General features: G+C 33.0%; 18 protein-coding genes. 15 read left to right on the forward strand and 3 right to left on the reverse strand.

Annotated features, from left to right (window positions below; genetic code table 11):
* Window positions 1–48 precede the first annotated feature (48 nt).
* Complete coding sequence (gene mutS / locus AC1EUV_RS04040) at window positions 49–2,658, reverse strand: DNA mismatch repair protein MutS (protein WP_480197382.1); 2,610 nt, start codon at window positions 2,656–2,658, stop codon at window positions 49–51.
* 62 nt (window positions 2,659–2,720) lie between these two features.
* Between mutS and AC1EUV_RS04045 the strand changes: the two genes are divergently transcribed.
* The 3 genes from AC1EUV_RS04045 (at window position 2,721) to AC1EUV_RS04055 (ending at window position 5,410) form a co-directional block, all read left to right on the forward strand.
* The gene (locus AC1EUV_RS04045; RefSeq protein ID WP_480197383.1) at window positions 2,721–3,251 is read left to right on the forward strand and encodes an RNA methyltransferase; all 531 of its coding nucleotides are present in this window, start codon (window positions 2,721–2,723) and stop codon (window positions 3,249–3,251) included.
* A 142-nt stretch (window positions 3,252–3,393) separates the two neighbouring features.
* Complete coding sequence (locus AC1EUV_RS04050; RefSeq protein WP_480197384.1) at window positions 3,394–3,825, forward strand: deoxycytidylate deaminase; 432 nt, start codon at window positions 3,394–3,396, stop codon at window positions 3,823–3,825.
* Window positions 3,815–5,410: a S41 family peptidase gene (locus AC1EUV_RS04055; protein ID WP_480197385.1), complete on the forward strand. Its 1,596-nt coding sequence runs from the start codon at window positions 3,815–3,817 to the stop codon at window positions 5,408–5,410. The genes AC1EUV_RS04050 and AC1EUV_RS04055 overlap by 11 nt, the downstream gene beginning before the upstream one ends.
* Window positions 5,411–5,440: 30 nt before the next feature.
* Here AC1EUV_RS04055 and AC1EUV_RS04060 read toward each other — a convergent pair whose 3' ends face one another.
* Complete coding sequence (locus AC1EUV_RS04060; protein WP_480197386.1) at window positions 5,441–6,046, reverse strand: FAD-dependent oxidoreductase; 606 nt, start codon at window positions 6,044–6,046, stop codon at window positions 5,441–5,443.
* 1 nt (window position 6,047) lies between these two features.
* Window positions 6,048–6,626 (reverse strand): MarC family protein, encoded by a 579-nt coding sequence (locus AC1EUV_RS04065; protein ID WP_480197387.1) that lies wholly within the window; start codon window positions 6,624–6,626, stop codon window positions 6,048–6,050.
* A 112-nt stretch (window positions 6,627–6,738) separates the two neighbouring features.
* Here AC1EUV_RS04065 and AC1EUV_RS04070 point away from each other — a divergent pair, with 112 nt between their 5' ends.
* From AC1EUV_RS04070 to AC1EUV_RS04125, 12 genes are all read left to right on the forward strand, one after another.
* Window positions 6,739–7,308, forward strand: a complete 570-nt coding sequence (locus AC1EUV_RS04070) for a DUF3109 family protein (protein ID WP_480197388.1) — start codon at window positions 6,739–6,741, stop codon at window positions 7,306–7,308.
* Window positions 7,309–7,375: 67 nt separating this feature from the next.
* The gene (locus tag AC1EUV_RS04075; RefSeq protein ID WP_480197389.1) at window positions 7,376–11,359 is read left to right on the forward strand and encodes a hybrid sensor histidine kinase/response regulator transcription factor; all 3,984 of its coding nucleotides are present in this window, start codon (window positions 7,376–7,378) and stop codon (window positions 11,357–11,359) included.
* 428 nt (window positions 11,360–11,787) lie between these two features.
* Window positions 11,788–12,933, forward strand: coding sequence for an alpha/beta hydrolase family protein (locus AC1EUV_RS04080; RefSeq protein ID WP_480197390.1), 1,146 nt, complete (start codon window positions 11,788–11,790; stop codon window positions 12,931–12,933).
* Window positions 12,934–12,959: 26 nt separating this feature from the next.
* Window positions 12,960–14,324 (forward strand): amidohydrolase family protein, encoded by a 1,365-nt coding sequence (locus AC1EUV_RS04085; RefSeq protein WP_480197391.1) that lies wholly within the window; start codon window positions 12,960–12,962, stop codon window positions 14,322–14,324.
* A 194-nt stretch (window positions 14,325–14,518) separates the two neighbouring features.
* Window positions 14,519–18,340 carry a right-handed parallel beta-helix repeat-containing protein gene (locus AC1EUV_RS04090; RefSeq protein ID WP_480197392.1) on the forward strand — a complete coding sequence of 1,274 codons (3,822 nt, stop codon included), beginning with the start codon at window positions 14,519–14,521 and terminating at the stop codon, window positions 18,338–18,340.
* Window positions 18,341–18,469: 129 nt separating this feature from the next.
* Window positions 18,470–18,874 (forward strand): hypothetical protein, encoded by a 405-nt coding sequence (locus AC1EUV_RS04095; RefSeq protein ID WP_480197393.1) that lies wholly within the window; start codon window positions 18,470–18,472, stop codon window positions 18,872–18,874.
* A gap of 10 nt (window positions 18,875–18,884) precedes the next feature.
* Window positions 18,885–19,784: a hypothetical protein gene (locus AC1EUV_RS04100; protein ID WP_480197394.1), complete on the forward strand. Its 900-nt coding sequence runs from the start codon at window positions 18,885–18,887 to the stop codon at window positions 19,782–19,784.
* A gap of 8 nt (window positions 19,785–19,792) precedes the next feature.
* Window positions 19,793–20,476, forward strand: a complete 684-nt coding sequence (locus AC1EUV_RS04105; RefSeq protein WP_480197395.1) for a hypothetical protein — start codon at window positions 19,793–19,795, stop codon at window positions 20,474–20,476.
* A gap of 31 nt (window positions 20,477–20,507) precedes the next feature.
* Window positions 20,508–21,386 (forward strand): hypothetical protein, encoded by an 879-nt coding sequence (locus AC1EUV_RS04110; RefSeq protein ID WP_480197396.1) that lies wholly within the window; start codon window positions 20,508–20,510, stop codon window positions 21,384–21,386.
* Window positions 21,387–21,507: 121 nt separating this feature from the next.
* Complete coding sequence (locus AC1EUV_RS04115) at window positions 21,508–21,888, forward strand: T9SS type A sorting domain-containing protein (protein ID WP_480197397.1); 381 nt, start codon at window positions 21,508–21,510, stop codon at window positions 21,886–21,888.
* A 432-nt stretch (window positions 21,889–22,320) separates the two neighbouring features.
* Window positions 22,321–23,292 (forward strand): ribonucleotide-diphosphate reductase subunit beta, encoded by a 972-nt coding sequence (locus AC1EUV_RS04120; RefSeq protein WP_480197398.1) that lies wholly within the window; start codon window positions 22,321–22,323, stop codon window positions 23,290–23,292.
* Between the two features lie 79 nt (window positions 23,293–23,371).
* Window positions 23,372–25,816 (forward strand): ribonucleoside-diphosphate reductase subunit alpha, encoded by a 2,445-nt coding sequence (locus AC1EUV_RS04125; protein WP_480197399.1) that lies wholly within the window; start codon window positions 23,372–23,374, stop codon window positions 25,814–25,816.
* Window positions 25,817–25,874: the final 58 nt, after the last annotated feature.

The raw sequence follows: 25,874 nt of genomic DNA on the forward strand, positions 1-25,874 counted from the left end.
AAACTTGGGGTAAAGATAGTATAAAAGGTTAAGTGAGAGTAGTTAAATTTACTTCCCAGTCAACATTCGCTTAATTTCATTCAACTTCATTAACGCTTCAATAGGTGTTAGAGCATCAATGTTTGTAGTGAGAATTTCTTCTTTAATATCTTCTAACAGAGGGTCGTCTAATTGAAAAAAGCTTAGCTGTAAATCGTTGTCAGCTTCTTGTTTTAGTTTATCTTTTATTTCTTCAGAGCTATGGCTTTCTTCTAATTTTTTCAGCATTTTTTCAGCACGATGCAACACAGACGTGGGCATACCTGCCAACTTAGCTACATGAATACCAAAACTATGTTCGCTACCACCAGGCACTAGTTTACGTAAGAAAATGACATTATCTTTTAGTTCTTTAACGGACACATTAAAATTTTTGATACGCTCAAAAGTTTCTGTCATATCATTTAATTCATGGTAGTGCGTAGCAAATAAGGTTTTCGCTCTACTAGGGTGTTCATGTAAATATTCTGCTATGGCCCAAGCAATAGAAATACCATCGTAGGTTGAAGTACCTCGACCAATTTCATCTAATAAGACCAAACTACGTTCAGAAATATTATTTAAAATATTAGCCGTTTCATTCATTTCTACCATAAAAGTAGACTCGCCCATAGAAATATTATCACTAGCGCCAACACGTGTAAATATTTTATCGACTACACCAATTCTAGCTTGTTGAGCAGGTACATAACTACCCATCTGAGCCAGTAAAACGATCAAAGCTGTTTGTCTTAAAATAGCCGATTTACCACTCATATTTGGCCCGGTAATCATAATGATCTGCTGCTGATTTCTATTCAACACCACATCATTAGCAATATACTCTTCGCCTATTGGTAGCTGTTTTTCTATTACAGGATGGCGACCATTCTTAATTTCGAGATCAGTACTATCCTCCATGGTTGGGCAGACATAATTATTGCCTTTTGCAATTTGAGCGAAAGAACACAAACAGTCTAAAAAGGCAATTTGTTGAGCATTTTGCTGTACCTGCTGAATATACCCTAACATAAAATGTAGTAACTCAGTAAATAATTGCTGTTCTAGCTGCCCGATCTTTTCTTCGGCACCTAAAATTTTGGTTTCATATTCTTTAAGTTCTTCTGTAATATAACGTTCTGCACTTACCAGTGTTTGTTTACGAATCCACTCTTCAGGCACTTTATCTTTATGCGTATTACGCACTTCTATATAATACCCAAACACATTATTAAAGGCAATCTTTAGGCTTGGTATATTAGTTCGCTCTGTTTCTCGAGCTAACATACTATCTAGATATTCTTTTCCAGAATTGGCGATTGCCCTTAGCTCATCAAGTTCGCTCGAAACACCATCAGCAATAGCATTTCCTTTATTGATATTCACAGGTGCGCTGTCATAGACAGTTTTAGTAATCTTATCAATTAACTCCTGACATGTGAAAAGATTTTTACCTAAATTCTTAAGTGATTTATTGTCACTCTTTTCTGAAGCTTCTTTAACGGGAAGAATAGCTTTTAATGAATCTTTTAAAAGAACAACTTCACGAGGGCTTATTTTACCTGTAGCCACCTTAGAGATTAATCGCTCTATATCACTAATTTGTTTTATCTGATAAGTGGAAGTTTGATAAAAAGTATCATTGTTAATGAGATATTTTACGATCTCATGCCGCTTCTGTATCTGTTTTAAATTTTTTAGAGGTAAAGCTAGCCAACGTTTTAATAGTCTTCCGCCCATAGGCGAAATAGTTCTATCAATCACGTCTAATAACGTTACTGCTTCAGGAATTGAAGAATAATATAACTCTAAGTTGCGAATGGTAAAGCGATCCATCCACACATAGTGATCTTCTTCAATTCTATGAATCGAAGAAATATGCTCTAGCTTATTATGTTGTGTTTCTGATAAGTAAAATAGAATAGCTCCACCGGCAATAATTCCATGCTGTAGATCATCTACACCAAAACCTTTTAGCGATTGTATGTTGAAATGATCGGTTAAGCTTTCATTGGCATAATCTTCTTGAAAAACCCAATCATCCAAAAAGAAATTATTAAATCGTTCACCAAAAACGTCATTGAATTTAACTTTATGCTGTTTTTGAACTAACACTTCACTGGGGTTGAAGTTTTGCAATAGTTTATCAATGTATTCGTCGTTACCTTCTGCAACTAAAAATTCACCAGTAGAAACATCTAAAAAAGAAATTCCAATCTGTCTTTTACTAAAATGAATAGCAGCTAAAAAGTTGTTGGTCTTCGATTGTAAAACTTCATCATTTAGAGCAACACCAGGCGTAACCAATTCAGTTACACCGCGCTTTACAATTTTCTTGGTAAGCTTTGGGTCTTCTAACTGATCACAAATCGCCACACGCATACCAGCTTTTACCAATTTTGGTAGATAAGTATTCAACGAATGATGCGGAAATCCTGCTAAAGCAGTTTCAGTTTCGCTACCAGCACCACGTTTTGTTAAAACAATTCCTAAAACTTGTGCAGCTTTAGTAGCATCTTCACCAAAAGTTTCATAAAAATCACCTACTCTAAAAAGCAACATAGCATCAGGATATTTAGCCTTAATGCTATTGTATTGTTTCATTAAAGGGGTAACTTTTTTCTCTTTGGTTTTTGCCAATTCTAACAGTTTTAGGTTAGTTTTGCGAAGTTAATTATTACAATGTAAACCTAGCATTTTTTATGCGAAAATTGAAAAATAGCGAACTCGATAGATTATCTAATGATGATTTTAAAAAAGCGGATAAAACTCCACTGATTGTTATACTCGATAATATTAGAAGTTTGAATAATATCGGTTCTGTTTTTAGAAGTAGTGATGCTTTTTTAATTGAAAAAATTTATCTGTGTGGTATAACTGCAAAACCACCACATAAAGACATCCATAAAACAGCTTTAGGATCAACAGATTCGGTTGACTGGGAATACGTTGAAGATACCTTAACTTTAATTAAAGAACTTCAAAAAGAAAACATTTTAATTGCTTCGATTGAACAGGCCGATAACGCCGTTATGTTAGATAAATTTTATCCTGTTAAAGGCAAAAAACTGGCAATTGTTCTTGGTAATGAAGTAAAAGGAGTACAACAGCAGGTGGTTTCAGCTTCTGACTATTGTGTTGAAATTCCACAATTTGGCACCAAACATTCACTAAATATTTCTGTGAGCTGTGGTGTTGTACTATGGGATTTGTTTAACAAACTCAAGATGTAATTTTTACTAATAAAACTGGTTGAAAGATTTCAAATTTTGTAAAAACTTTAACAGCCGCTAAACAAATTTTATTTGTTCTTTGTTATAATAAAATAAACTGTTAGTTTCGGAGTTTATATTTTGACTAACAGCTAATTAATAAATGACGGAAGAGAAACAACGTAAATACGATATTGCCTATTTAAAGATGGCAAAAGAATGGGGTAAGTTATCGTATTGTAAACGTAAGCAAGTAGGTGCATTGATTGTAAAAGATAAAATGATCATTTCAGATGGTTACAATGGCACACCAACTGGTTTCGAAAATGTTTGTGAAGACGAAAATAATTACACCAAATGGTATGTGCTACATGCTGAAGCAAATGCAATTTTAAAAGTAGCCTCATCTACACAAAGTTGTAAAGGAGCAACGTTGTACATTACCATGTCACCTTGTAAAGAGTGTAGCAAGTTGATTCATCAATCTGGCATCAAACGTATGGTATATGCCGATGCTTATAAAGATGATTCAGGGTTGCGATTTTTACAAAAAGCAAGTGTAGAATTAGTATATATAGATCAAAATGAGTTCTAAAAACAAAGTATATATTCCACTATTTTTAGCTTTAGCAGTTGCTTTAGGTATTTTTATAGGGAGCACCTTAAATTATCCTAAAAAGAATACTGTAATGCTTTTTAATAGGAATCCTCAAGAAGCTAAAATAAAACGTCTTATAGATTATATTCAATACGACTATGTAGACAAAGTTGACACAGATAGTTTATTAGATGGCACTATTCGTCAGATTTTAGGCAAATTAGATCCTCACTCAGTTTATATTCCAGCTTCAGATCATGATCAGATTACTGAACAAATGAATGGTGAGTTTGTTGGTATAGGCGTTCAGTTTAGAATGCATAAAGATTCAATTACGGTAGTAAAAGTGATACCTAATGGACCTAGTGATAAAGCAGGTTTAAAAGCAGGCGATAGAATTTTAATTGCTGAGAAAGACACCCTTTACGGGAAGCAAATTAATAACGATTACGTGTTAAGGACTTTAAAAGGAAAACCTAATACTAAAGTAAACATAAAGGTTTATAGAAAAAGTGAAGATCAACACTTAGATGTTACTATTAAGAGGGGAAATATACCTATTAAGAGTGTCAATGCTCATTATATGATTAATGATAGCTTGGGTTATATTAAAGTAAGTCGATTTGCCGCTACAACTTATAAAGAGTTCAAGAAAGATTTAGATGCTTTGATCGAACAAAACATGAAAAGTTTGGTGCTAGATTTACGCGGAAATCAAGGTGGATTCTTAGGCGTAGCAACAAAAATGGTTGATGAATTTTTAGAAGATGATAAGCTAATTGTTTTTACGAAGAACAAAGGAGGAAAAGTTGACAAGTCATTCGCTACTAAAAAAGGCGATTTTGAAAACGGAAAAGTCTATGTATTGATCGACGAAAATTCAGCATCAGCAAGTGAAATTGTTGCAGGAGCATTACAAGATAATGATAAAGGTATTATTGTAGGGCGTCGCTCTTTTGGTAAAGGATTGGTACAGCAAGAAATGGATCTTGGTGATGGTTCTGCAGTTCGTTTAACTGTTTCTAGATACTATACACCAACAGGTCGTTCTATTCAAAAACCATACGAAGGCGAAGATAAAAACGAATATTATAATGATGATTTTCAAGAACGTTATCTAAATGGTGAATTGCAAAGCGCAGACAGTATTAAAGTTGTTGACTCATTAAAATATGTAACACCTAAAGGTAAAACAGTCTACGGTGGCGGAGGTATTATTCCAGACGAATTCGTCTCTATTGATACTACTGCTTATTTTGGAGCCTTTCATTTTTCTGCAATGAACAGTTTTGTGTTTAATTATGTGGATACACATAGAAAAGAATTGGAGCAACTATCATTAGCGGACTTTATTCAGAATTTTGATAAAGACGAAAAGATCTTAAATCAATATTTAGATATTATTAGAGAAGATTATAACGGAGAAGTTGGAGATACTTCTTACATTAAAATTTATCTAAAATCGTTGTTTGCTCAATTTTTATTTGATGATAGCGCTTTTTACCTAATGTTAAATCAGAACGATAAAATGTTAGAGCGTATTAAGGAATTAGAGCAGCAAGTGGATTATGTAAAGCATTGATGCTTTTGCTGCTCCTTATTAAGCAAGAGCCTACTTAATTTTATCATGAATTTTTATGTGCTCTCCGTTATTCCATTGAGTTAGAATATCTGTTGCAACAGAAGAACCACTGCCACAAGCTATAGAAAATTGACTACGCCACCCCGCTAAAGTACCTGCTACATAAATTCCTTCTGTAATTACATGATCTGTATTTTTTAATTGAATTCGCTGTTTTTCGGGCTTTGCTTTTTTATGTGGTTCGATGTAATGTTCAAGTCCTTTAATATAGAATGCATTTGTATAACCAATTGCAATAACAATTATTTTTGTTTGATATGTAGATTTATTTGTTACAACGGTAAAGTCGCCATTTTCACCTTTCACCTCTAATACTTTTTCGTTTAAAATTTGATCAACATGAGGATACAATTCAGATAATTGCTTTAAACCATTTTTAAGGATGCTTTCACCTGTAGTTTTAGGCGCCAATCCTAACACATTGTTAAACAAGGCTGTCTGCAGATGAGAAGCTCTTTGATGTGCAATAATTCCTATTTTTTTAGTTGATGCGAATGGTTTTTGACCTGCTGACCCTAAGACTAAGGCACAAGACATACCAGCTGCTCCACCTCCAATAACTAAAACGTCATACATACTAAAACAAAACCTTTATGTTTGCTGCAAATAATTTTACTGCGATTGCTAATAAAATAACACCAAATACTTTACGGATGATTTTAATTCCGTTAGGACCGATTAATCGTTCAATTTTAGCTGATGTTTTTAGTACAATGTAGATTAACAGTACATTGGCTAGAACGGCAACAATTATGTTTTCTATATGAAATTCTGCTCTAAGTGATAATAATGTGGTTAAACTACCTGGTCCCGCAATTAATGGAAATGCTAATGGAAAAACAGAGGCAGTAATTTCACCACCTTCCTCATCTTTATATAAGGTAATTCCTAAGATCATTTCTAGGGCGATAAAGAATAAAATAAAAGCACCAGCAACGGCAAATGAGTTTACATCAATCCCGATTAGGCTCAATAAACTTTGACCTAAAAACAAAAATATAATCATAATGAATCCAGCTATTAAGGATGCCTTTTCAGACTGTATATGCCCCGCTTTTTTACGAAGATCTATAATGATGGGAATGTTTCCAATAATATCGATCACAGCAAATAATACCATAAAAGCGGTAAATATTTCCTTAAAATTAAAGTTCATAATGAGTGATTTAAATTTTTGGCAAATGTATTCAATGAAAAGTTTATATTCATATTAAATAATTGTAAAGTTACTACATAAAAAACAGTTCTAAATCAATTACTTTTGTAGCATGTTTCAGCTAGGTAAAACCATTGTTTCAGAAGAAATCATAGAAAACGAGTTTGTATGTAATTTATCTGCTTGTAAGGGGACGTGCTGTGTTGACGGTGAAGCAGGAGCACCTTTAGAGGAGGAAGAACTCAAAATCTTAATGGATGTATATCCAAAAGTGAGACCGTATTTAACGAAAGAAGGTATAGATGCTATTGAAGATAAAGGATTATTTGTAACGGTTAATGGCGAATATGAAACTGCTTTAATCTCTAGTGACGATAGTTGTGTCTATATAAATTATGACGACAAAGGCATCGCAAAATGCGGAATTGAAGAAGCTTATAATGACGGAAAGATAGATTGGAAAAAGCCTATTTCATGTCATTTATATCCGGTTCGGGTGCAAGACTATTCTGAATTTGCGGCGGTGAATTATCACAAATGGCAAATTTGCGATGATGCATGTACATTAGGTAAAGAACTACAAGTACCAATTTACAAGTTTGTAAAAGAAGCATTAGTCAGAAAATTCGGTGAAGATTGGTACTCAGAATTAGAAAAAGTAGCTGAGCGGTATAGTAAGTAAAGCACTTCAACACATATTTCGTATTTTTATAAGAGTCAAACTTATATAAATATACAAACTACCCCTCATGCTTACCAGAAAAAACATAATTAAGTTCTTTTATCTTTTTCAGATAGCTCTTTTATTATGGTGTTCACAAATTGCTTTTTCTCAAACACAGATTTCATTTCGACAACTTTCAGTTAAAAATGGATTATCTCAAAATAGTGTGGTGTCTGTAGCTCAAGATAGTATAGGTTATCTATGGATGGCTACACAGAATGGATTGAACAAATATGATGGTAAGAATTTCAAAACCTATCCTTTTGATTTTATAGATATTACGAGACCAACATTTAGTCATTTAGGAAAGATTTACGTAGATAGAAAAGGAAGCGTTTTTATCATTCCTTTGAACAAGAATATATATAAGTACAATGAATTAAAGGATGAATTCGAACAGATTGAAAGTATTTCGGATGCGAGTACACTTTATCAGGATGAAAATTATAACTATTGGGTTGGAACTTATATAAATGGATTACAAGTATTTGATAGCACATTTTCAAATCTTCGACAGATTATAGCCTCTGATCAATTAACTACTACATATAATATTGCAAAACAAAATGATAAAACACTCCTTATTTCTACTGACCAGCAACTAATAGAAGTAAATATTAATAACTTCGAATACCAAGATTTTATCCCTCAAACTTTTGATGGGAATAAAGTTGAGCAGAATTTTAGTGTCTCTTTTGTTGGAGAAAACTCTACACAATGGATTGGCACTTTTGGTGACGGGTTGTATTATCGTAATACTAGTAGTTCAACAATAAATCGGTTTTCTGACGTCGAATTTAATAGCCCACTACCTAATAATCTCAATATTCTTGATTTACATATCGATTCTAACAAGCGATTGTGGATAGCTACTTATGGAAATGGGCTTTATATGATCGATCTTAAAGCTAAAGACATACAGCATTTCAGTGCTGAAAAGCATAACCCTAGAGCACTGCACTACAATGATGTTCTATGTATTCACGAAGATTATACCGGTACACTTTGGTTCGGAACAGACGGCGCAGGATTAAGTTATTATGATGAATTTCTAGAAAAATTCAATTCTTTTACCAATTTGCAAACACCAGAAAGCATAAGTATTGATGTGATCAGGGCTATAACTGTTGCTGATGATGAAAGCGTTTGGATAGGCACCTCAGGCAAAGGCTTAACTCATTATGAACCAGCAATAAATAGCTGGCAAACATTTACAACATTTAATTCGCAATTACCATCAAATAGAATAATGAGTTTATTTCTGGATGGTGATAATTTATGGATAGGAACCCAAGGAGACGGGTTAATATTTTATAACGAAAAAGATGGTTTTATAAAGACAGAAAACCTTAAAGCTAAAACAATCTGGACAATATTTAAAGATACTAAGGATAGAGTATGGATTGGTACACAAAACGAAGGGTTAATTCAGTTTGATAAATCAAAAGGGATTGTAAAACAATATACGACCAATAAAACAGAAATTTCCAGTAATATCATACGTATAATAACAGAAGACTCTGAAGGTAGCCTATGGGTTGGAACCGATGATAAAGGTTTGATAAAATTCAACCCAGAAAGAGAAGAGTTTAAAAAATACAAACATCATTTAGAAGAAAATTCTATTTCAGGCAATGGCATAAAGTCTTTGTATTATGATCAAAATGATATTTTATGGATTGGGACAAACGGGAAAGGACTTAATGCATTTGATATAAAGAATGAAAAATTCCACGTATTTACTGAAGAAGACGGTTTAGCTAACAATGTTGTGTATGCGATATTACCTGATGACAAAAACAACTTATGGTTGAGTTCAAATAAAGGGATCACTCGGTTCTCAGTTAATACTACTTTTAAAAAACCGCTTATAAAAAATTACAACAACTATGCAGGTTTAGCGACAGAATTTAATACAGGGGCTTACTTTAAAAACTCTAATGGAGATCTCTATTTTGGTGGTTTGGAAGGCTTTTATTGGTTTAGCCCAAACAATATTGGTGAGAATTCAATAGTACCAAAGACTACAATTACTTCATTAGGTGTACTTAATGAGACCAGACCAATCACTCAAAATCTAAAACTTAAGCATAATGAAAACACAGTTTCATTCACCTTTTCGAGTCTGCAGTATGCATTGCCAGAAAAGAATATGTATCAATACAGACTAGATAATTATGATGATGATTGGGTATTATCTCAAAACAACAATTCTGTTAGATATAGCAGACTTCCTCCTGGCGATTATAAATTTCAAGTAAAATCGAGTAACTATGATGGCGTATGGAATGAAACTCCTGCAACCTTTAACTTTACGATAAAAGCGCCATGGTATTTTAATTTTTATGCAAAAGCTTTATACGTTCTTTTATTCATGTTGTCAGCGTATCTAATTTATAGATACTTTAAATGGCGTTGGCAGATGAGAATGAACTTGCAATTACAAGAAAAAGAAGCTCAACGATTAAAGCAATTAAACGATTATAAGTCTAAATTATATACTGATGTTGCACATGAGTTTAGAACGCCATTAACACTAATTTCAGCACCTATTGATGCTAAGCTTACAGAAGGTAGATTATCAGACTATGACCTCGCCAATTTTTCTGGCATTAAGAGAAATACGAATCGATTGACATCACTTGTAGATCAATTGTTGCAGCTTGCCAAGCTTGAAAAAGGCAATCAACAATTAAAGTTTGCCAAGGGAGATTTAGGGCTGTTTTTAAAAACTATTGTAGAACCTTTTGAATACAAGGCTCAAACTAAAAATATTGATATTAAATCAGAAATAGATCAAATCAACAATGTTTGGTACGATGAAGATGCTATTGAGAAAATTATAAGTAATTTATTGTCTAATGCGATAAAATATACTCCAGAAAAAGGTTGGTGTACTATAAGGGTAAGGAGGGAAAATCAAGTATTGATCACCAAGGTCACAAATTCTTTAAATGATAGTTTTACAGTAGAAACCGAAAAACTATTTGATAGATTTTATCAGCAAAATGAATATAAAGAAGGTGTTGGTGTTGGGCTATCGTTGGTTAAAGAGCTTGTTAAACTATATAAGGGCCATATCAATGTAGAAACCAGTAAAGATGCTATAACATTTAATGTTGAACTTCCATTAGATATAGAACGGTTTAAGAACGGTGAAATAGAGCTAATAAATAAGCGAAAATCTAAAATAAATAAAGAATTAATCGATAGTATCGATCTTGTGGTTGATGAAAAAGCTGATAGTGAAAACCCAATTTTATTAGTTGTAGAAGATAATGATGAAGTACGTAGTTTTATTACGAGATCATTAAAACATAAATATCTAATAATCGAAGCAGCAAATGGTCAAGATGGTATTGAAAAATCCTTAGAGCATGTGCCAGATATTGTATTATCAGATATTCGTATGCCGGTAAAAAATGGCATCGAACTGTGTAACTTTTTAAAAACCGATGAACGCACAAGTCATATTCCAATTATTTTACTAACGGCAGACACAGGTGAAGAAAATGAATTAAAAGGTTTAGAATCTGGTGCTGATGATTTTATCACCAAACCTTTTAAACTTAGAATTTTAGAAAAACGGCTCGCAAATCTTGTTGATACACGAAAAGCACTTCGAAATAGGTATAGTCAAGAGTACATTTTAAAGCCAACAGATATTTCATTAACATCTACTGACGAAGTCTTCTTGAATAGGTTGCAAAAAATTATTGATGCTGATTTTCCTAACCCAGATTTTAACGCAGTAGCTTTTAGTAAAAAAGTTGGAATGAGCCGTATGCAATTACATCGAAAATTAATGGCATATACGGGCCTATCTACCTCAGCATTTATACGTTCTCAGCGATTAAAACAAGCTATTGAAATTCTTAAAAATTCTGATGCTACAATTAGCGAGGTAGCTTATTCTGTTGGGTTTAATACACCTTCGTATTTTATAAAATGCTTTAAAGACGCTTATAAAAAAACACCTTCAGAATATTTGCTTTCTATTGATAAATAGCGGTTTACTAATAAAGTTACATATGTTGTATACTTCGTTACATATGTAGGACTACCTAGAGTTATCACCCGCTATTTTTGATCTCAATAAAAAAACAAACAAACAATTAAATTTAAAATAATGCTTACGTTACTTGTTAATTTTTCTTAATCTAATAGTCAAGATAGAGTTATATATATAAAGGTAAAAAAGCATTATAAAAAATATAGGTTGGGAAAAGCAGAAAAAGAAAAAGGGAACTCTACAAAACAATAATGCAGAGCTATAAGTATTTACTACATATAATTTTGTGATGTAAGACCAAAAGGTTTTACAATATTATATCTGGTAAGAAAACCCAGAATTCCCGTCCCAATTTAATTTACTGAAAAGTAATTCAAAGTAACTGACACACAATAGTTGTATACAATAACTTTAAACGCTGCCTTATGAAAAATATACACTGTATTATTGTTTTAATTCTTTTAGGAAGTTGTATCAATCATTCAAAGCAAGAAAAATTGGATGCTGCTACTTATTTTCGAAACAAACCTCTCGAATCTCCTATTCCATATAAGAGTGAAACCATTGAATTTATAAACGTTAAGGATAGTATAGTGTTAAAAGGCACCCTTACTTATCCAGATTCAGAATCCAAATCTTATCCAGCTGTCGTACTCATGCATGGAACAGGAAAGCATGGTCGTGATTATGACGTATATGGCCATAAAACCTTTCTGGTAATGGCCGATTATTTAAGTAGGAATGGAATAGCCGTATTGCGCTATGACAAACGAGGTTCTAAAGAGTCGCAGGGCAATTTTGATGAGGCCACTTATGATGATTTTGCATCAGATGGATGGAGTGCTATGCAGTACTTGAAAAATAGGAAAGATATTGATTTTAACACCACAGGGGTTGCAGGACATAGCGAAGGAGGTAATACAGGTCCTATGATTGCAGCGGAACATGAATTAGATTTTTTAATCCTGTTGGGCGCAAGTGGAATACCTTATCCTGTGGCAGACAGTTTGTACTCTAGTGGGATGGCTAAGGCAAGGGGTTATTCAGAAGAGCAGGTATTGCGAGAATCTCAAGTTAATGATTCTATAATTTCACTAGCTTTAGATATGGAGCTCGGACAAACACTAGAGGATTCAATTTATAATTTGGTTGTTCGAAACCGTAAGGATCTTTCAGAATTGAGAGGACGTACAGGAGAAGATCTCGATGAAGCAATCGAATGGCTTTATTTAGAATATTATGCCAGACCAAGCTTCAAAGAATTCTGGGAAGGACCAACTCCGGAAGATTATCTCAAGAAGGTTCAATGTCCAGTACTATCAATTGGAGGAACATTAGACCTGAATGTTCCTGGTGTTCCTAATGTGGACGCCATTGATCAAATTCTTAAAGAAAATGGTAATACCGAGGTTACTTCTAAACTAATGCTAAACCTCAATCACATGCTACAACCAGCAAAAACTGGATTACCTAAAGAAATAGATGATATAGAAATAACCATTGCACCCGAAGTCTTAGTGCTGATGAAAGATTTTATTAAAAAACACGAAAATAATAACTACTTAAACTGAAGTAAGAGGAATAAAATTGTAGCATTATGAAAAACAAACAACACATTATATTATTATGTTTTCTAGTGTTTGGGCTGGTAAGAATGATAGCTCAAGATTTAGAAATCGTAAAATCTGAAATAAAAGCCGCTGAAGCCAAGGAACAAAATGCCTTTAAAAATGGTAACTGCGTTCAGGTGCTAAAAGCCATGGAGGATAATATTACATTCTTACCCAATGGAAGGAGAGCACCTTCCAAGGACATTATTGGTAAGTTTTGTAAATCGATACCAAGGCCTTTTCAAAAGCCGACCACAGATAAATTAGAGATATATGCTTTATCAGGTACTTCAGGTTACACCATCAAGACCCTAGTATATCCCAAGAATGATACTACAAAAATAGAAGAATTTGTAACCAAAATATGGAAAAAAACTGATGGCAAATGGAAAATCAGTCATTTGCATTCTACAGTAAAAGAAGTTCCTATTTCTAAAGTAGCGTCAAAAAAGGAGATAGATGATTTCTTAAAAAACCAACCTATTATCGATACGCACATTCATATTACCAAAGGCTATCCAGACAATGAGGATTATAATAAGGTGAATCCAGATATTGATTTAGCAAAGATCAAATGGATTAGTCAACGGTTTGATGACAATAATGTTGTTCTAGCATTAGGAGGCGGGCCAATGAAGTATTCCAAATTGTGGCAAGAAAAAGATAAGCGTCATTGGAGTGGTCCAAGATTCCCGTGTAATAAAATAAGAGAGCAGGATGAGCCTTGTAAAAAAGAATTGCCAGATATTAAGGAGTTAGAAAAGTTATATAAAGATGGAACATTTAAGTATTTAGGCGAAACGTCTTTTCATAGTATGGGACTTCATCCTGCTGATGAACATTTTGATTCGTATTGGGCTTTAGCCGAAAAGTATCAAATTCCAATCGGTTTTCATGCAGATCGAGGACCTTTTAAAAGAAATATGAAAGAAACACCTAATTGGAATGAAGAATATGCAAACCCCTTATTATTACTACCAATATTAGAAAAGTACCCCAACCTTAAAATTTACTTAATGCATTATCCAGGAGCATATTTTGAAGAATGTATCGAAGTAATGAAAAAGTATGACCAGGTGTATTGTGAAATTTCAGCAGTAAGCATGTTTGCCCCAAAAAACATGTGGGAACCAAAAGTTAAAAAACTTTATAAAGAAGGACTTGGTGACCGCTTAATGTTTGCTTCAGATTATGTGGGCACTATTCGAAAAAATATAGATATTATATATAACCTTGCGTGGTTAACTGATCTACAAAAACGAGCCATTTATTATAACAATGCCGCAAGATTTTTAAAACTTTCAGAATCTGAAATTGAAAAGCATTACAATCAAGTAAAGGTGACTAAATAGAATTAAAACAAACCTAAGGCTATATTAAAAAAAATATAAAATGAAGTGCAGGTTATATAGAATTTAGAACCACCAGTAAATGCCCTAAACAGAATGTTCTTAGGTTCATTTAAATTTAAACATCTATAATACAGCACTATATTATTCTGCCAAAGCGGTATCGAATTACACCTTTATAATTAAACAAATTGCTCATGAAAAAATATGTAACAGTACTAGCATTTTTATTGACTTCATTTGTAGTCTGCTCTCAGGCAGAATCTAATAGCACTACGAAACATCAAATAGTATCTTCTTGGTCTGAACCGAATGAAAAAGATGACTACCATGATTTTATTGTAATACCAGAAAATGTAAGTCCGGGCTATGTAAAAGTTTCACTCACCCAAGGTGATAAAGATCTAAGACCTGCAATGGTAATTTCTAGAGATTTAAATAAATCAGGAGCAATTATTTCTGGCTCTTCAGCTAAAACAAATAATGAGCTACATAGAACGGCTTATTTTTCGGCTCATCCAGGCACGACCTATTCCGTAAAAGTTTATCCATTTTTTAATGCGAAAGAGTATCCAATTAAATACACCTTGTCATGGGAGTTTTTTGCGAGAGATGACATGTATGAGCCAAATGATACTAGAAATCAGGCAAAACAGATAAGCTTTAATCAACCAATTGAAGCTTATGCTATAGTTGGTTACATAAAACATTATTATATAGGCACATATGATGAAAACACTTACGACTGGTACAAGGTAAATTTAGATGAGAATAAAAAAATAAGTGTTAAAGTTCTTGATAGACCAGATGATTTAGAATTAAACATACGTGTAATTAATGCTGCTGGCAGGCAAGTAGGAACGGTAATTACAAGAGAAAATTCTAATAGTTCTAATACATCAAAAAATGGTAAGGGATTAAAAGTTGTTACTACACGCAACAATCTTGCAAAGGGAACTTATTATTTAGAAGTGCACCCAAGAATGAAAGGAGCGAGAAAGGCTAATAATGATACGAAACCTATTCCCGATCATTTTATAACCCCGTATAAGTTTACTGTAACGAATCAAAAAGAATCTAACCCTAATCCTTTGGAGTTAAGTGGATATACCTTAGAAGATTTAGCCGGTGTTTGGGTGCGAAAAGAAAGTAATTATCCTCAATGGAATGGACTAGAGGTAAGAGTTACTAATGATAAAGGTATTTTGATTGATAAGGCAGGCTCTCGATTAAAAGTTGGTGATGTAAAATGGTCTACCATTAAAAAAACGGGCACCAGTACTTTTGATTATAAGGAGTTAGGAAGTGATTATAATTATTACAATTCTAAAATTAAATTCAAATCTAAAAATGCTTTAGAGATTATTGTAATTCATAATGGTAAGGGTAACAGTCAACAATGGGTACGAAAAGGGGCTAATATAGTAGAACCTATTAAAGGAGAATTAGCAAAAATTAAAGGTAAATGGAAACTTATAGAAAGCAATAATAGTGGTTATGATGGTATGCAAATTGAAGTAGATGGAAATGAAGCTAGAATTATTGGTAAAAAAGGTAGAATAAGTTTTAAGAAAGGGAAAATTAAGTGGAAAGGCATTACTCAAGTTGATGGAAATGAATTTGCTTTTAACGATATAAATGAAAAAGGCATTTCTACCTTTTCGGTAATACGGAGAATTGATAATAACACTCTTAAAGTAAGACTTGGATCATCAGTGGCGGGTAATAAACAAACCTGGGAGCGTATAAAAAAATCACCCATAGTCCAAGGTAGTAATACACTTCCAAAAAGAATAGCAACCGCTACAACATTAGTTGATACGCCAAGGGATATTGATTATATCGTTCCTGTGGGTCAGGTAACCGATGTAACAGCTCCTTTAACAATAGAGCAAGGAGTAGTTATTGTTTTTGAGGAGAATGCAGGTTTAGGTGTTTATGATAATGGTTCACTAAAGGCGATTGGTAGTTCAGGCAAGAAGATTGAATTAAGAGGTAAGGAAGATCTACAAGGTTACTGGCGCGGTGTTCATATAGAGACGAATAGTTCAAATAATGTTATAGAACATGCAATCATTAAAAATGCAGGTTCTAAATATGTGTATTGTTGTAATGACAAGGCGGCTTTGCTTCTTAAACAAAACGGTCGTTTAAGTTTAAAGAATAGTGTTATATCAAATAATGTAGGATGCGGTATTAATGTAGGTACTGGCACAACATTTACAGAAAGTGGTAATACATTTAGTAATAATGCAGAGGGGAATATTTGCTATGGAAAGCCTTCGTCACTTCCAAAAAGAATAGCAACCGCTACAACATTAGTTGATACGCCAAGGGATATTGATTATATCGTTCCTGTGGGTCAGGTAACCGATGTAACAGCTCCTTTAACAATAGAGCAAGGAGTAGTTATTGTTTTTGAGGAGAATGCAGGTTTAGGTGTTTATGATAATGGTTCACTAAAGGCGATTGGTAGTTCAGGCAAGAAGATTGAATTAAGAGGTAAGGAAGATCTACAAGGTTACTGGCGCGGTGTTCATATAGAGACGAATAGTTCAAATAATGTTATAGAACATGCAATCATTAAAAATGCAGGTTCTAAATATGTGTATTGTTGTAATGACAAGGCGGCTTTGCTTCTTAAACAAAACGGTCGTTTAAGTTTAAAGAATAGTGTTATATCAAATAATGTAGGATGCGGTATTAATGTAGGTACTGGCACAACATTTACAGAAAGTGGTAATACATTTAGTAATAATGCAGAGGGGAATATTTGCTATGGAAAGCCTTCGTCACTTCCAAAAAGAATAGCAACCGCTACAACATTAGTTGATACGCCAAGGGATATTGATTATATCGTTCCTGTGGGTCAGGTAACCGATGTAACAGCTCCTTTAACAATAGAGCAAGGAGTAGTTATTGTTTTTGAGGAGAATGCAGGTTTAGGTGTTTATGATAATGGTTCACTAAAGGCGATTGGTAGTTCAGGCAAGAAGATTGAATTAAGAGGTAAGGAAGATCTACAAGGTTACTGGCGCGGTGTTCATATAGAGACGAATAGTTCAAATAATGTTATAGAACATGCAATCATTAAAAATGCAGGTTCTAAATATGTGTATTGTTGTAATGACAAGGCGGCTTTGCTTCTTAAACAAAACGGTCGTTTAAGTTTAAAGAATAGTGTTATATCAAATAATGTAGGATGCGGTATTAATGTAGGTACTGGCACAACATTTACAGAAAGTGGTAATACATTTAGTAATAATGCAGAGGGGAATATTTGCTATGGAAAGCCTTCGTCACTTCCAAAAAGAATAGCAACCGCTACAACATTAGTTGATACGCCAAGGGATATTGATTATATCGTTCCTGTGGGTCAGGTAACCGATGTAACAGCTCCTTTAACAATAGAGCAAGGAGTAGTTATTGTTTTTGAGGAGAATGCAGGTTTAGGTGTTTATGATAATGGTTCACTAAAGGCGATTGGTAGTTCAGGCAAGAAGATTGAATTAAGAGGTAAGGAAGATCTACAAGGTTACTGGCGCGGTGTTCATATAGAGACGAATAGTTCAAATAATGTTATAGAACATGCAATCATTAAAAATGCAGGTTCTAAATATGTGTATTGTTGTAATGACAAGGCGGCTTTGCTTCTTAAACAAAACGGTCGTTTAAGTTTAAAGAATAGTGTTATATCAAATAATGTAGGATGCGGTATTAATGTAGGTACTGGCACAACATTTACAGAAAGTGGTAATACATTTAGTAATAATGCAGAGGGGAATATTTGTAATGAAACCTCAGTAGACAAACCAAAGGAATTACCATGTAAAATATCTAAAGAGATGACACTTGTTAATACATCTTCAGAAGTAGATTATATTATCAATTGTGTAATTGATGTAACAGCCAAGTTAATAATTGAACCCGGCGTGGTAATAGAATTTGGTAAAAATGCGGGTATGAGCTTTAACGGCCAAAGAATTTTTAGCGAAAAAAGAGTTTCTAGAAAGAAGTAATATTTAGAAAATTACTGTGCTGTTACATATGTTGTATACTTGGTTACATATTTAACAATAATCCTTACCACCTCTAAATATATTTACTGAACTAAATTAACACCCCATTGAGTCACAAATAAAATTTAGATGAAATTTTTTTTAATAATAATAGCAATTACAACATCTTTTTTAACATTGGCCCAAACCAAAACTACTAAAGAGGTTAAGGTAATTGCAGTAGTAACTAATAATACTATTACCGCGATCGAATACTTTGAGCCCTATAAAAATAATGAAGACCGTATAGTTGCTAAATACCCAGAATCAATTTTTTTTATTGGGCTATTGACAGGTAAGTATGAAGTTGAAAACGATGTAATTATTCCACAAAATGAGGCAACTATAATTATCTATACCGAAAAACAAATGTTTCATAAAACAGCAATATTTTCAAGTAAAAGCCCTAAACAGGGAGATGACTTAACAATAGGTAAAATAAAAGCTAAAGTGGTTGCTGCAAAAAAAGGACAGTTAACAATAATGATAAAATAAATTAAAGACTATGAAAAAGTTAATAACACTAAGCTTATTGCTTTTAGCAATAGGTTTAAGTTTTGCTCAGTTAACACCCGAGCAAAAGAAACAAGTAGAGGAAGCTCAAAAAAAGATTGATGAAATGATGAATAATCCTGAGTATAAAAAAATGATGGAGCAGGTAAAAAAACAGGATGCTCTTTATGAAGCTGAACGTAAAAAGAGAAAAACCCAAAAACCAAAAGAGCAAGCGCAACAGAAAAAGAAACCTGCAGTCGATTATTACTGGTACAACAAAATTGCTAGTAATACTCAAGGTAAATTTAACAATTGGTCATTTGGTAAAGCAGATCTTAAAATTGGTTTTTATGAGCGTAAAAGTAAATCCTATGAATATTTAAAAATAGGTGAGATATCAGATAAAGGGCAGGTTACTATTTCATTACCAAACATTGACTCCAGAAAATGGGCTAAAACACCAATTACTAATAGTTTCAGTGAAGGAGATGATTTATTTTATAATCTTAAAAAAACTGTAAAATATTCTAAACCAAGTGTAATGTATTTTGCTTCTCGTTATAGCTTAAATGTTATGCAGGGTGATAAAAACTTAGGGAATTTAAGTGTGGCAAACTCAGTTTTTACAGATGGAAATCTCAATGCTCCATGCTGCAGTTATAAAGCTGGCGATGGTTATATAGCTTATTGGGTATATATGACCGATGCAAATACAATGAAGGATAAAGTGAATAACGACGGTAAAATTATAGAGACCAACTTAGCATTTAAAAAAGGATGGAATATTGTATTGACCCGTGTAGAAGGTAATACGGCAAATTCTTGGAAAAATAAATACCATACAACAACAACAGCAATGCCTACTGATGCCAAATACTACTTTATGTCTGAGTTAATCAATAAAAAATAAAAAACGCTATGAAAACACTTATAAAAATTACTGTATTATCTCTAATAGTAATGTCTTTAATAGCTTGCAAAAAAGAAACACGCGAAAAGTTCAAACAGGCAAAACAAAACATTTCCAATACAACTACTTTGGTAAAAAATGCTAAAGATGCCCAGAAGAATATTGAGAGGTTAAAAGATGCCACTCCGTTAACTAATGAACAGCTAAAAGAATGGTTACCAGAATTTTTAAATACTATGAAACGTACAGGTTATAAAGCTGGTCAAGCGATGTATGCAAATTTAGCTTCGATAGAAGGTAAGTACGATACGCCAGATGTGCCTACACATATTAAAGATGACGAAGGTGAGCGGGTAGCAAACCCAGATAAAAAGTCATTTAAAGTGCAGGTAATGGATGGCGCTGGGCCAACAGGCAGCATGATGATTACTAGTTTAAGTATGATGTCTAAAATGGATTTTGAAGAAGACAATGAATATCATCACAAAAAAACAGTGACGCTGGGTAAAATTAGAGCATTACAAACGTATAAAAAGCAACGCCATAAAAGCTCTGCGCCAAAAGCAGAAATTCAGTTTGTATATAAAGATCGCTTTGGAGTTATTGTTAACAGCACAAATATGTCTTTAGAAGAAACTTGGAAAACTATTATGCTTCTAGATTTAGACAAACTAATTAAAGAAGCATCTTAATAATTTAAAATAATTGAAAAGGAAAAGTATTATGGAAAAGAGTTTGATCCTTATGCTAAGAGCCCAAGAACAAGAGGTTAGTAATTTAATTGCTATGAAAAAGATTATCTCTGTTTTAGTTCTTGGGTTTTCTTTTTTTCTAACAGCTCAAGAAGTAAAACCTATAAAAATTAATATTGAGCAAGGTATACCGGGCGAATCCTTCTCTAAAACAACTTTTGGCTTAGAACTCTGGATTCAAGAACCATCAAAAGTAATTGCCATTGATGATAAGAATACCAAAGTTGTAGTGCTAAAAACAAATTCAGCAGAGAATTTATTAGAAGCCCATAAAAATGCTATAATTAAGCATAAAGAATATGTTAAAGAGGAAGAAAAGAAAGGTAGATATATGTTTTCATCGAGATCAGAAAATGTAATTGATTTTAATGCTTCTAAATCGTTTAAGGATACCTTGGGTTTTAAATTAGTTCTAGACAGCTGGTCAATACCCTCTAAATCTGCTAAAAGTGTTGATTGTATTATAAGAGTGGTATATTTTATTCCAGAACCCGAAGGAAATTCTCAAACAAAAATGATAAATGCTATAACTTTAAATGAATCTAAAACTATTAGCTTTAATGGTAAGGATATCGATTTAAAACAAAACTATTCTTCTACATATAATGGAGATCGTTTTTTAGGTTACGAATTGAAAACTCAAGATTTAGGAGTGTTTATTGAAAAAATAGAACATGTTGATAACGACGGAAATGTTATCGGTAATCTTTTAAAATACTCGGCTGATAATAAAATAAACTTTGATGTTAAAGAAAGCTTAGTAAGTAAACCAATTAATTTGAAGTTTACATTTAAACCTTTAATGAAAAAAAGTGTCGAAATAAAGCAAATCGTTAGTATGGGGCTTTAATTTTGTGCTAATCATACAATAAACGACACCATTTATAAATAAAATTCATTTTTATCAATATTTTTTGTATATTTATAAGGCTATAAACCAACTATTTAAGGTCTTCTTAAAATCATTTGCTATGAAAGAGAAACTTTACTTACTCGTTGTTTTTATTGCTTTTGGTCTTAATGCGCAAACTATAATATCAGATGTTTCTGATAATATTGCATTTAACAATAAAGATTATACAAGCATTAATAAAACAAATTTACATAAAGGAATTGCGCCTGTAGCGTCTAGAGTGTTGGTGAGCATTTCGGTCAATGTTAAAAAAGAAACTTTGCAGGTTAGATCAACCCATTTTGTGCAAGAAGTTTCGATTAGCAATTTACAAGGTGAAAAATTGATTCAAAAAATAAATACAAATAGTATAAGTCTTTCTCAATTACCAAGAGGGGTTTATATGTTGAATGTTAAATCTGCAAATAGCACTTTTAATAAAAAAATTATTCTACAATAAAGAGCCATTTATACAATAAATACTACGAGGTATACAAATTAGTTTGTCTTAGAACAATTAAAATGAGAATTTCGTTATCGATAGGCAAATTGCTATAAAAACTGAAATAAAATTATTTCCCCTTTTTTAATTAATTTTTAATAAAAAAGAGCCAACTACTGTTGGCTCTTTTTTCATTTTACGCAGAATTAGAAAAACCTAACAAATTAAGCTCAAGCCAGAGAATAGTTTTTTTTAACTATTTAATTTTCAGTAAATTAAATGTTAAGCTTTTGTTAAGATGAAAATCGGTTTTTTTCATTTTGTTAAAAACTCACCGTTGATTGTGGATAATTATAGCTTTAATTTTTCAGTAAAAAATCGAATATTTGTTGACGTCCGATTTTAGCAAAAAATCAACCCACTCATTTTTCGTAATAAACTCTAAACAGAATGTCACAAATAGAACCAATTTTGCAGCCCAATGACAACAGATTTGTCATTTTTCCAATTCAACATGATGATTTATGGGATTGGTATAAGAAACAACAAGCGTGTTTTTGGACTGCTGAAGAAATTGATTTGCATCAAGACTTAAACGATTGGAACTCTAAATTGACAGATGATGAGCGTTATTTCATAAAACATATTTTAGCATTCTTTGCGGCTTCTGATGGTATTGTAAATGAAAATTTAGCTGAAAATTTTGTGAACGAAGTTCAATACAGCGAGGCAAAATTTTTCTATGGTTTTCAAATAATGATGGAAAATATCCATTCTGAAACTTATTCTTTATTGATTGATACCTATGTAAAAGACGAGAGAGAAAAAGATACATTGTTTAAAGCAATTGAGAACTTTCCAGCGATTAAGAAAAAAGCAGATTGGGCACTTAAATGGATTGAATCTCCAAGTTTTGCAGAACGTTTAATTGCTTTTGCTGCAGTAGAAGGCATTTTCTTTTCAGGTGCATTTTGTTCTATCTTTTGGTTAAAGAAAAGAGGCCTATTACCAGGATTGACTTTTTCAAATGAATTAATTTCTCGTGATGAAGGTATGCATTGTGATTTTGCTGTACACTTACACAATACACACATGGTCAATAAAGTGCCAAAAGAACGTATTAAGGAAATTATTATAGATGCTCTAAATATTGAACGTGAGTTTATTACAGAATCATTACCAATTAGCTTAATTGGTATGAATGCTAAATTAATGACGCAATATCTAGAGTTTGTAACAGATAGATTGTTGTTAGAATTTGGTTGTGAAAAAGTGTATGACGCTACCAATCCTTTTGATTTTATGGAGATGATTTCACTTGAAGGAAAGACAAATTTCTTTGAAAAAAGAGTGTCAGAATATCAAAAAGCTGGGGTTAAGTCAGGAGGTACAGGAGCCATTAGCTTCGATGCTGATTTTTAGACCTACTGAGTTTTTATAAATAAAATATCCGCCGAAAGGCAAAAAAATATACCTAACCTAAACCTAAATAATGTAACATATGTTTGTAGTAAAAAGAGACGGCAAGAGAGAACCAGTGATGTTCGATAAAATTACCTCTAGGGTAAGAAAAATGTGTTACGGATTAAATAAACTTGTTGATCCGGTAAAAGTAGCAATGCGTGTAATTGAAGGATTGTATGATGGCGTTACAACATCAGAATTAGACAATTTAGCAGCAGAAATTGCAGCTACAATGACCGTACAACATCCTGATTATGCTAAGCTTGCAGCGAGAATAGCCGTTTCTAATTTACATAAAAATACAAAGAAGTCATTTTCAGAAACAATGACTGATCTATATACATATGTAAACCCTCGTACTGGCAAAAAAGCCCCAATGATTGCTGATGATGTGTATAAAATAATGATGGATAATGTTGAAAAACTTGACTCTACAATTATATACAATCGTGATTTTGGGTATGATTATTTTGGGTTTAAAACATTAGAACGTTCATATTTATTAAAAATAAATGGAGACATAGTTGAGCGTCCGCAACATATGTTAATGCGTGTATCAATTGGTATTCATAAAGAAGATATCGATGAAGCAATTGCTACATATGAGTTGATGAGTAAAAAATATTTTACGCATGCAACACCAACATTATTTAATGCAGGTACCCCAAAACCACAAATGTCATCTTGTTTCTTATTACAAATGCAAGATGATAGTATCGATGGTATCTACGATACATTGAAACAAACGGCTAAGATCTCTCAATCGGCGGGCGGTATAGGTTTATCTCTGCATAATATTAGAGCTACTGGTTCTTACATTCGTGGAACAAATGGAACTTCTAATGGTATTGTACCTATGTTGCGTGTATTTAATGATACTGCTCGTTATGTAGACCAAGGAGGTGGCAAACGTAAAGGTTCTTTTGCAATGTACTTAGAGCCTTGGCACGCAGATATTTTTGACTTCTTAGATCTTAAGAAAAACCACGGTAAAGAAGAAATGCGCGCACGCGATTTATTCTATGCAATGTGGATTCCTGATTTATTTATGAAACGTGTACAAGAAGATGGTGAGTGGACGTTGATGTGTCCTAACGAATGTCCTCACTTATTTGATACTTACGGTGATGAGTTTGAAAAATTATATGAAGGATACGAACAAGTAGGTAAAGGGCGCAAGACTATTAAGGCGCGTGATCTTTGGGAGAAAATTTTAGAATCTCAAATTGAAACTGGTACACCATACATGCTATATAAAGATTCAGTGAATAGAAAAACGAATCAGAAAAACTTAGGTGTTATTCGTTCTTCTAATTTGTGTACTGAAATTATGGAGTATACGGCTCAAGACGAAGTTGCAGTATGTAACTTAGCTTCTATTGCCATGCCAATGTTTATTTCTGAAGGAGAAAACGGGAAGAAGGTTTTCAATCATAAAAAACTATTTGATGTTACAAAAAAGGTAACTCGTAATTTAGATACCGTAATTGATCAAAATTATTATCCTGTAAAAGAAGCAGAAAATTCTAATTTCCGTCATAGACCAATTGGATTAGGTATTCAAGGGTTAGCAGATACATTTATTCAGTTGCGCTTACCTTTTACTTCAGATGAAGCAAAACAATTGAATCAAGACATTTTTGAGACGATGTATTTTGCAGCGGTAACTTCTTCTATGGAAATTGCAAAGGCAAAAGAACCATATTCTACATTTAAAGGTTCACCAATGTCTGAAGGTGAATTTCAATTTAATATGTGGGGTGTAAATGAAGACGATCTTAGCGGGAGATGGGATTGGAAAAAGTTACGTAAGAATGTAATGAAGCATGGTGTGCGTAATTCATTATTAGTAGCGCCAATGCCAACTGCTTCTACATCTCAGATTTTAGGAAACAATGAAGCTTTTGAACCTTATACTTCTAATATTTATACACGTAGAGTTCTTTCAGGAGAATTTATTGTAGTGAATAAACACTTATTAGAAGATCTAGTTGAGCTGAATCTATGGGATAATAGCATGAAAGAAGATATTATGCGCGCTAATGGATCTATTCAGCACATCGAAGCAATTCCTCAAGAATTAAAAGATTTATACAAAACTGTTTGGGAAATGAGTATGAAAGATATTATCGATATGGCCCGCCATAGAGGTTACTTTATTGACCAATCACAATCGCTAAACTTATTTATGCAAGATGCAGATTTTGCGAAATTAACATCAATGCATTTCTACGGCTGGAAATCTGGCTTAAAAACAGGAATGTATTATTTAAGAACAAAATCTGCCGTAAACGCTATTCAGTTTACAGTATCAAAAAAAGAAGAAGCAAAACAACCAGTAGCTGCAGCAGAAATACCTGGAGCTACGCAACTAAACACGGTAATACCGGAAGGAAGTGAAATGACTCCTGAAGAGTATAAAGCAATGATTGCTAGAGCCAAAGAAGGTGAAGGTGATGATTGCTTAATGTGTGGTTCTTAATTAACTAATTAGGGTTTAGTTTAATTAAAAAAGGGAGAGCAATTTTGCTCTCCCTTTT

This window comes from Maritimimonas sp. 2304DJ26-3, assembly GCF_056591635.1.